We start from the raw sequence: 8,759 nt of genomic DNA on the forward strand, positions 1-8,759 counted from the left end.
ATCCCCGCTTGGGATTTACTTCGACCAAGCCCAAAATCGCTGAAACCCAGATATATCAAGGAAAATCATAAATCGAGGTTAACCCTTTGTCCCGTAATGGTTTGAGCCTTTTTTGCTGACCGAAAACGCCTAAGTCCCATTAAGAAAGTCAGAAGCCAGAAATCGGCTGGGGAAGAAATTCTGTCTTCTGCCTTCATAGCGGGCAATCTGCCTACTGATGAGATTCTAGCCTCGTGGTTTTGCTATTGTCCCCATCCGAGAATAAATCATCGCTAAATAGATCATCAAGGGGCAGGTCTTCGTCAGAAGGTAAGGATTCTAGATTAGCCATTTCTTCATTATCCAACATACGAAAGAAATCTAGTTCTTCTTGGTCACTCGCAACAGAAGCAACATTTTGGCGGTTAGATGCAACTGTAGGGGTTTCTTCCGCAAAATAATCGAATAATTCGGGGTTATTGCTGTCATCGGTATCAGCAAATAAGTCATCTAGAAAATTTTGGTTATCAGCGAATTTTTCGGTGTCGGGGGCTAATAAATCAGAGAAACTGGTGTCACTGCTAACGGTTTCTTGAATCTGACCGTAATTACCCGATAATTCTTCTAGACTACCGATAGTTCTCGTTTCTTCCTCTAATGTTAAACTGTTGAGAAATTCTATCTCAGCAGCGGACATCTCCCAGTCAGAGATTGCTTGTTCTTCCATGACGGGAAAATCTTCGCTCTCAGTCATTTCTGGAGAAACTAAGGTTTCTTCTCTGCTGTTTAAACCGTCAAATGTCTCCTCGGAAACTGGTGTTTCTAGGGGCATTTCAGGGGCAAATTCTGGTTCCAATACTAGGGTTTCTTCGGTGATAAAACCATCAAAAGGATTCATCTCACTGCTGAATTCTGATTCGGAAACCGGCGTTTCTAGGGGCGTTTCAGGGGCAAATTCTGGTGGCAATACTAGGGTTTCTTCGGTGATAAAATCATCAAAAGGATTTATTTCTTCGGCACTGGGGCTATCGGGGAAATCATCCCAGGGTTCGACGATTTCAGTGGTTCGATCATCCACTACTGCTTGGCGGGCGTTTTGTAATTCCAACAGTTGGCTTTGATAACCCTGTTCTAGTTGTTGAATTTGCGACTGATAGCCCTTTTCTAATTCTAGAATCTGCTCCTGTTGACTTTGACGCAGGGCTTCCATTTCCCCTTGCTTCCCGTCTATGATCTCTTGTATTTGACTTTGATAGCTTTGGCGCAATTCCTCGATTTTAGCTTCGTATTCCGGTTGAAGTGGCTGAATTTGGGTTTTATCGGCGACTTCCACGGCTTGAGCGGGATTTGCGCTGGCTATCTCTTGTAAACGTCCTTGGCTATCTTCTAACTCTTCTTGCAATTTAGCCACTTCTTCTCTATAGGTGGCTTCGATATTGCGAATCCGTTCTTCGGAGAGAGCGAGTTGTTTTAACTGTCCTTTGCTGTCTTTTAACTCCTTTTCGGTTTCACCTAAAGCCGCCCGAATTTTCTCATATTTCTGTAGTGCTTCCCTGATTTTTCCCTCTTGCAGGGCATATAAAGCCCCACCCCCGATCGCACCTCCACCGACAAAACCGATTAAAATATCGAAGATATTCATTATGGGATTCCTCCTATAGGAAAATTTACTTCTAATATGCCCAATCTCGGAGAATAATTCACAAGGGGCAAATGTGGTCAGTGTTTTCCGCCGCTCTCTATGCCGATTGCTTTTGATTGTGGCAGCAATTATCAGAAAAAGAAAGCAAATATTCAGTTTTTTATCGGCAAATGTGCACCTTTAGGGCAGTTATCTCGATGGTGAGGTACAAAGTCTCTGGTTTTAGGGAGTCGGTTGTCGATGTCAAATCCAGTCATACCTCGTCTTTGTGAGAAACGCCGTCGGTGGTGTTCGGCAAGACATTTCACTGAAGCTGTATTTCCCGATAAGCTTGATAAACGCCGCGCACGTTGTACCAATTGAGAAAAATGCGGGCAATTTCTAGGGCTAATTGCGGTTTACCTCGATCGATCAACCATTGTAACAGAGGGGAGAGGCTGCGTTCATTCAGGGTTCCCCCCAGGGAAAGTAAACCCCACAACAGTCGATGAATCCAAGTCATTTGAATCATCATCCGCACTTCCCAGGTGGGATGTTTTTGATAAAAAAGCACTCCCATTCGTCCCCGTTGAATTTCCTTATCGATGAGATTGGGAATTTGAGCGAGATTAAAGGGGGGATGCCAATGATAACCAACGGCTTCAGGACATTTGATTAATTTTAGTCCTAATTGCTTCAATCTCACCCCTAATTCCAAATCTTCCCAACCGTAGAGTTGAAACCTAGTATCAAATAATCCCGCCGCTAATAACCATTTTTTGGCGATCGCCACGTTGCCCGTGGCAAAATAGGCGGCGGAGAAATCGGTGATTTTATAGGGTTCACTGGTGGGATGCTCGAAGTTACAGGTATTAATGACACTGCCGTAGGTAAATAAGCGATCGCTGCCGAGACTTTCTGCCCCGGCGGTTAAAGCGTCGGCGTGGGCTTGCAAAAAATTTTCTGTCACTACCAGATCGCTATCGATAAAAATAATCGTATCACCACTAGCTTTTTCTACCCCCAGATTCCTAGCGATCGCCGGTCCGCCGTGATCCTGTTGCCACAGTTGCAGATGGGGTAAATTAGCCTTTTGACTTTCTAGCCAAGCGATCGTCGCATCGGTAGAGCCATCATCGACCAGGACTATTTCGTAGTTTTCCACTTTATTATCGGTTAAACGCTGATTTTCTAGGGCTAGTAAACATTTTTTTAAAATTGCTTGGCGATTGTAGGTAGGGATGACAACACTGATCAGCACGGGCATTCGGGGGTCAAGATTACCGTTTCAGCTTACCAAATAACCTCGGTTCCTTGATTAGACCTCCTGCAAAAATCAACAATCTTTATTCAGGAGGCACTCATGCACTCATGCAAAAGGCAGCTTTGTTCTCCCCACACCCCACACCCCACACCCGACACCCGACACCCTATGTAAGGAACCCTGGGAGGAGGATTAAGGTCAACTGGGAACATTGATTTGAAAAAATCGGTGATCATGTTATTCTCTGAGTGTGTTGTGTGAGGAAAGGAATCGGCCATGGTAGCTTCTCTATCGTATCAAAATGGACAAAAAGCTCGATCGCATCCCCTGTTATCCTTAACGGGTTTAATCGAATTACCGCCATCCCCCCTGTTTGGCACGGACGGAATTCGCGGCCAAGTGGGAGAATTATTAACTGCCCCCCTAGCGCTACAAATCGGATTTTGGGCAGGACAGGTATTTAAAAATCAAGCTGGTGTCACCAAACCGGTGATTATCGGTCAAGATTCGCGTAATTCCAGTGATATGTTAGCCAATGCTATCACGGCTGGTTTAACTTGGGCGGGAATAGAAGTCTGGCAACTGGGATTATGTCCCACTCCCTGCGTCGCCTATTTAACCAGAGAAAGCGAAGCGATGGGGGGGATCATGATTTCTGCCAGTCATAATCCTCCCGAAGACAACGGCATTAAATTTTTTGACAGCAGCGGTTTAAAATTATCTGGCACTTTAGCCGGACAGATAGAAGCGGGTTTAAGGGGCAATTTAGAATTAGCGGATAACTCAGTAAATTGGGGAAAAGCGACTTTTTGTCCCGAATTGATCCAAAAATACTATCAAGCTGTGATTGCTTCCGTCGGGAAGGATATTAACCTATCGGGATTAAAAATAGTTTTAGATCTAGCTTGGGGGGCAGCCGTTAACCTAGCACCTTTAGTATTCCAAACCTTGGGGGCGGAAGTTATCTGCCTACACGATCGAGCCGATGGCGATCGCATTAACGTTAATTGTGGTTCTACCCATTTAGAAAGCTTACAGGCGGCGGTGATTAATCAGCAAGCGGATTTAGGGTTTGCCTTCGATGGCGATGCCGATCGAGTCCTGGCCGTGGATAGTCAAGGTAGAGTAGTAGATGGCGATTATATCCTCTATTTTTGGGGTCGTTCCCTCTTAGAAGCCGGACAGCTACCGGATGGGTTATTAGTAGCCACGGTGATGGCTAATTTAGGTTTTGAACGCGCTTGGCAAAAACTGGGGGGTCAATTCTTGCGGACTGCCGTGGGCGATCAGCACGTTCAGGCGCAAATGTGGGAAACTGGAGCCATGCTAGGGGGTGAACAATCCGGTCATATCCTCTGCCATCATTACGGGGTTTCTGGGGATGGAATGCAAACCGCTCTACATTTAGCGGCTTTAGTGCAGAAATCGGCGGTTTCCTTGGCTAACTTAGTCGATCATAGCTTTGTCACCTATCCGCAGATTTTACGCAATGTGCGGGTGGAAGATAGAGAAGTGCGACGTAATTGGCAGCAATGTGAACCTTTGCGGCGAGAAATCCGCAAAGCTGAGACAGCTATGGCAGAAAAAGGCAGAATTTTGGTGCGCGCTTCCGGGACAGAACCCTTAATTCGGGTGATGGTGGAAGCAGAAACCCTAGAATTAGCCAATTTTTGGACAGAAAGGCTAGTGGAAGCGGTGCGAAGCTATCTTTTGTAGTCGATCGAGGGGGACAGGGATTATAATGCCCTTAGCCTAGCCTAGCAAGGGATAATTATGACCGGACTAAGTATCGATCGCCAGAAAAAAAAGAATAAACAGGGCCAAACAAAAGCTGATAGTCCCCCGCTTAACATCAAAGAGAAACTTGCCCTCAAAAAAGAAGAAAGGCAAAAGAAACAAAAGTTAACGGGGTTGATTATTTTTGCCATTTGTGTGGGAATTTTGCTCGGATTACCCCTCAGCTTATTATTTGATGCCAACATAGGAGCTGCAGTAAGTTTAGCCTTGATTTTAGGAGTTTTCTCCTTTAGCTATCCTCGCATGGCTCTTTGGGCATTTATTATCTATGTCCCCTTCACTGGCACTATTATCTATTGGTTGGGAGGTAGTCCCATCCTGCAGATCAGTAAAGATATCTTTTATCTACCCGCTTTAATCGCCTTAGTTTTAGAATGTCGAAAAAAGCAATTACCAATTATTGTCCCCAAACAATTAGGTACAACCCTATTATTAATCTTTGTTTTCTGTGTAGTCTGTTTATTAGCAGTCAATTTACAGAGACAATTTCTGCCTACTTGCGATTCCGTGGCTGGGATGAGTATCTTTAGGGATGGTCGTTTGCGCGGGATTCCCTGTCGGGAAAGTGAGACTTTTCTGCAAGGAATATTAGGATTTAAAGTTTTGCTAGGTTATGTCCCCTTGATCTTCTGCACTTATTACTTAATCAAAGATAAACCGACCCTATTATTTTTTAGTCGTCTCTTAGTGACTTTAGCGATTATTTGTTGTGTCCTAGGACTAATGCAATACTGGATGCTGAAAACAGGTCGTTGTGTAGGAACTAGAGGCTACGTGGCTGATACACTATTTAAAGCCACCTTAGAGGCGAGGTGTTTGGTCGGTGGGGCATTAGTGTATAGTCCGGAAGTGAATATGATCCGCCTACCGGGTACATTTGTTTCTCCCTGGCACTGGGCTTGGTTTTTGGTCTCTAGTGCCGTAATTTGTTATGCCAGTGCCTTTAGTGAAACTTCCCAAAAATGGCGACTAGCAGCTCTGGTGGGTTTAACCCTAGTTTTTATTAATGCAGTGATCTCTGGGCAAAGATTAGCTTTCTTTGCTGTACCGACGATTATTGGTCTGATGACGATTCTTACAGGACAAATCGCTAACTTAAAAAGATTTTTGCCGATCATTTTTGCCGCCACTTTACTTCTAGCTATCGGTTTTTCTTTTCTTAACCCCGATTTTGTCCAACAACGCTACGATAGCGCCGTCAGCCGTTGGCAACAGAGTCCCCCCACCGCTTTTCTTCAAGAACAGTTGGATTTTGCTATCCGTAATCAGGGCGGTATTTTAGGTCGTGGACTCGGTGTGGCCACAGCTTCTGCTAGGGTTTTCGGTGATATTTCCTTTGTGGAAACCTATCATAGTAAAGTTTTATTCGAGTTGGGATACATTGGTTTTACCTTGTACATGATATTCATGACCCATCTAGTTTATCTGGCCTTCCGCACCTATCGTTCCCTCAAAGATCCGACTCTGCGAGGTTTTGCCGGTAGTTATTGGGTTTTGCTGCTCTTTGTTGCCTATCTTCCCTATTGGTATGCCCTCGATACGGATCCTGTGGGCGTTTATTACTGGATATTTGCGGGCGTAATTTTTAGATTACCCGTGATCGAAAAACAGGAAAAAGAAGCCAAAATTCTGGCGGGGGAAACCGCCACAAAATCCTCCAAAAAGAGCTTAAATTTTAAACGCAAAGGTGTTTCTTTGGCTTGAAATATGGGTGTTAGGGGTTGGGTTTTGGGTTTTAGGGGGGTCACTGCGTGCGCGTTGCGGGGGGTTTTAGTTGAAATTCCCCCATCCCCTATCCCCCATCCCCTATCCCCTATCCCCTATCCCCTAATCCCTACCTATCCCCTGCTATGAATTTTCCCTCGATTTCTGTCATCATACCCACCTATCGACGCGAAGAGCCTCTTAAAGATACCCTCGATGACCTACTCAAACAAGATTATCCCGATTTTGAGGTATTAGTTATCGACCAGACCGCTACCCACAGCCCCGCTATACAATCCTATCTGGAAAATCTGGCTAATCAGCACAAAATTAGCTGGTATCGGCTGGATTGGGCGAGTTTACCCGGTGCGAGAAATTATGGAGTCCGTCGCGCCCAAGGCGATATCGTTCTTTTTATCGATGATGATGTGCGGCTACCGGATAATTATCTCAAAGCACATAGTGAGAATTTTGTCAAGAACCCTGAGATAGGTGTAGTGGCAGGTCGGGTATTCGATCGCATGAAATTGGGTGACTCCCAAAAAATGGCGACAGATACCAGCAAACCCTACGAAATCGACTTTTTACCCCCCCAAGCCATGGATCCGGGCATTGCTTGGTATTACATCGATCTTGTCCACACCACTAAACCCCAGCAGGTAATCTCAGCCCGGGGCTGTAATATGTCTTTCCGTAAGGATATATTTACTAAATACGGCATTTGGTTCGATGAACGCTTTCGTGGCAGTGCCGTGCGCGAGGAATCGGATTTTTGCTTAAGATTACGCCGGACTCCCTATCATGTCTGGTACGATCCCACCGCTTATCTGATTCATTTAGGGGAAGAAACTGGTGGCTGTCATGATATTAGCACTCGTTCTTTGAGTTATCAGACGACTTTTTATCATAATCACTTTCTGATGGCCCTGAAAAATCTCACTCCCGCTCAACAATTGCGACTCTACGCTAAATTATTTGATTGTCACGTTCTTGGCAATCCTCCCTGTAATAAGGGTGGTTCTCCGATTAAAATCCTCTCTAGGGGAATTTTTTATAGTTTAGGTTTTCTGGATGCTCTGAAAACTCAAGTAAAGTCCCTCTGGAATGATGGCCAAATTTATACAAAACTAGATCATCTATGAAAATTTTAGTCGCTAGTCATACCTATGTCGTTGATCTCAACTGTGAGAAACTGCGCGCCCTGACAAGATTAAATCCCAATATTGAAGTTACTATTGTTGTTCCCCAACGTTGGCAACCGGGAGGAGTCCAAAATAAAATCATTGAAAGTCAACCGAAAATAGCCGACAATTTCCGAGTCATTCCTATCTCTAATTTTAGCCAGAATAACCAAGCTTTATTAACTTTTGGCACTGATATAATTCCTTTATTGCAAAAATTTAGACCTGATATTATTCAAGTGGAACAGGGTTCTAAATCTCTCGCTTATGCTCAATTTATTACTCTGAATCGTCTCTTAAATCTCCAGGCTAAAAATGTATTTTTTACTTGGTGGAATCTTCCCTATACTCCTAAATTTCCCATCTCTTGGTTAGAAGCTTATAACCTGAAAAATACCGATGGTTTAATCGCTGGTAATCAGGACGGGGTAGATGTTTTAAAAGAACGGGGTTACAGGGGTAAATACACCGTTTTACCACAATTAGGAGTGGATGAAGTTCTTTTTTCCCCCAGCAAGCAACCCGATTTAGCCAGATCTTTAGGCATTGAAAACGATGAATTCGTGATTGGTTTTATCGGTCGTTTTGTGGAAGAGAAAGGCATTCTAAAGCTGATTAAAGCTGTAGCTAAATTAACAGGTAAGTGGAAATTATTACTGTTAGGTCGGGGAATCCTGAAAGATAAAATAGTCAGCGAAGCTACAGCCGCAGGAATAAGCGATCGCTTGATGATAGTGGAAAGTGTTCCCCACGATCAAGTAGTTAATTATATTAACCTGATGAACACTTTAGTTTTGCCTTCAGAAATCACCTATCAGGTCAAAACCTTAACGGCCGTCGGTTGGAAAGAACAATTCGGTCATGTCTTAATTGAAGCTATGGCCTGTCAGGTTCCTGTTATTGGTTCTGATTCGGGAGAAATCCCCTTTGTTATTGCTGATACGGGTTTAATTTTTCCCGAAAAAGATGGGGAGGCACTGGCTAAATCTATACAAACTCTCTTAGATAATCCCAGCTTCGCTCAAGAATTAGGCCAGAGGGGTTATCAGAGAGTAATGACCAATTATACTAATAAAGCCCTCGCTCAAAAACAATTGGATTTCTATCAACAATTACTCCCTCGGTGATGGGGGATAGGGGATGGGGGATGGGGGATGGGGGCTGGGGAACAGGAAGAAAAAAGCTGCTCACTGCTCACTGATAACTGGTGTTG

General features: G+C 44.3%; 6 protein-coding genes. 4 read left to right on the forward strand and 2 right to left on the reverse strand.

The genetic code is table 11. From position 1 onward, the window contains the following. Positions 1–211 precede the first annotated feature (211 nt). Together IM322_RS01010 and IM322_RS01015 are read right to left on the reverse strand one after the other, a co-directional pair. On the reverse strand, positions 212–1,621 hold the full coding sequence (locus tag IM322_RS01010; protein ID WP_287676534.1) for a hypothetical protein: 1,410 nt from the start codon (positions 1,619–1,621) through the stop codon (positions 212–214). A gap of 304 nt (positions 1,622–1,925) precedes the next feature. Next, entirely contained in the window at positions 1,926–2,867 is a 942-nt protein-coding gene (locus tag IM322_RS01015) for a glycosyltransferase family 2 protein (RefSeq protein WP_287676536.1), read from the reverse strand. Positions 2,868–3,140: 273 nt separating this feature from the next. Between IM322_RS01015 and glmM the strand changes: the two genes are divergently transcribed. From glmM to hpsO, 4 genes are all read left to right on the forward strand, one after another. After that, positions 3,141–4,580, forward strand: a complete 1,440-nt coding sequence (glmM, locus tag IM322_RS01020; RefSeq protein ID WP_287676538.1) for a phosphoglucosamine mutase — start codon at positions 3,141–3,143, stop codon at positions 4,578–4,580. Positions 4,581–4,637: 57 nt separating this feature from the next. Further along, positions 4,638–6,365 carry a hormogonium polysaccharide biosynthesis protein HpsL gene (gene hpsL / locus IM322_RS01025; protein ID WP_287676539.1) on the forward strand — a complete coding sequence of 576 codons (1,728 nt, stop codon included), beginning with the start codon at positions 4,638–4,640 and terminating at the stop codon, positions 6,363–6,365. A gap of 146 nt (positions 6,366–6,511) precedes the next feature. Beyond that, positions 6,512–7,507 (forward strand): hormogonium polysaccharide biosynthesis glycosyltransferase HpsN, encoded by a 996-nt coding sequence (gene hpsN / locus IM322_RS01030; RefSeq protein WP_287676540.1) that lies wholly within the window; start codon positions 6,512–6,514, stop codon positions 7,505–7,507. Further along, a complete protein-coding gene (gene hpsO / locus IM322_RS01035; RefSeq protein ID WP_287676542.1) occupies positions 7,504–8,673 on the forward strand; it encodes a hormogonium polysaccharide biosynthesis glycosyltransferase HpsO in 1,170 nt (389 codons plus the stop codon). Before hpsN ends, hpsO begins: the two co-directional genes overlap by 4 nt. Positions 8,674–8,759 lie beyond the last annotated feature (86 nt).

The organism is Microcystis sp. M109S1 (assembly GCF_020247025.1).
In the GTDB taxonomy this organism is placed as follows: Bacteria; Cyanobacteriota; Cyanobacteriia; order Cyanobacteriales; family Microcystaceae; genus Microcystis.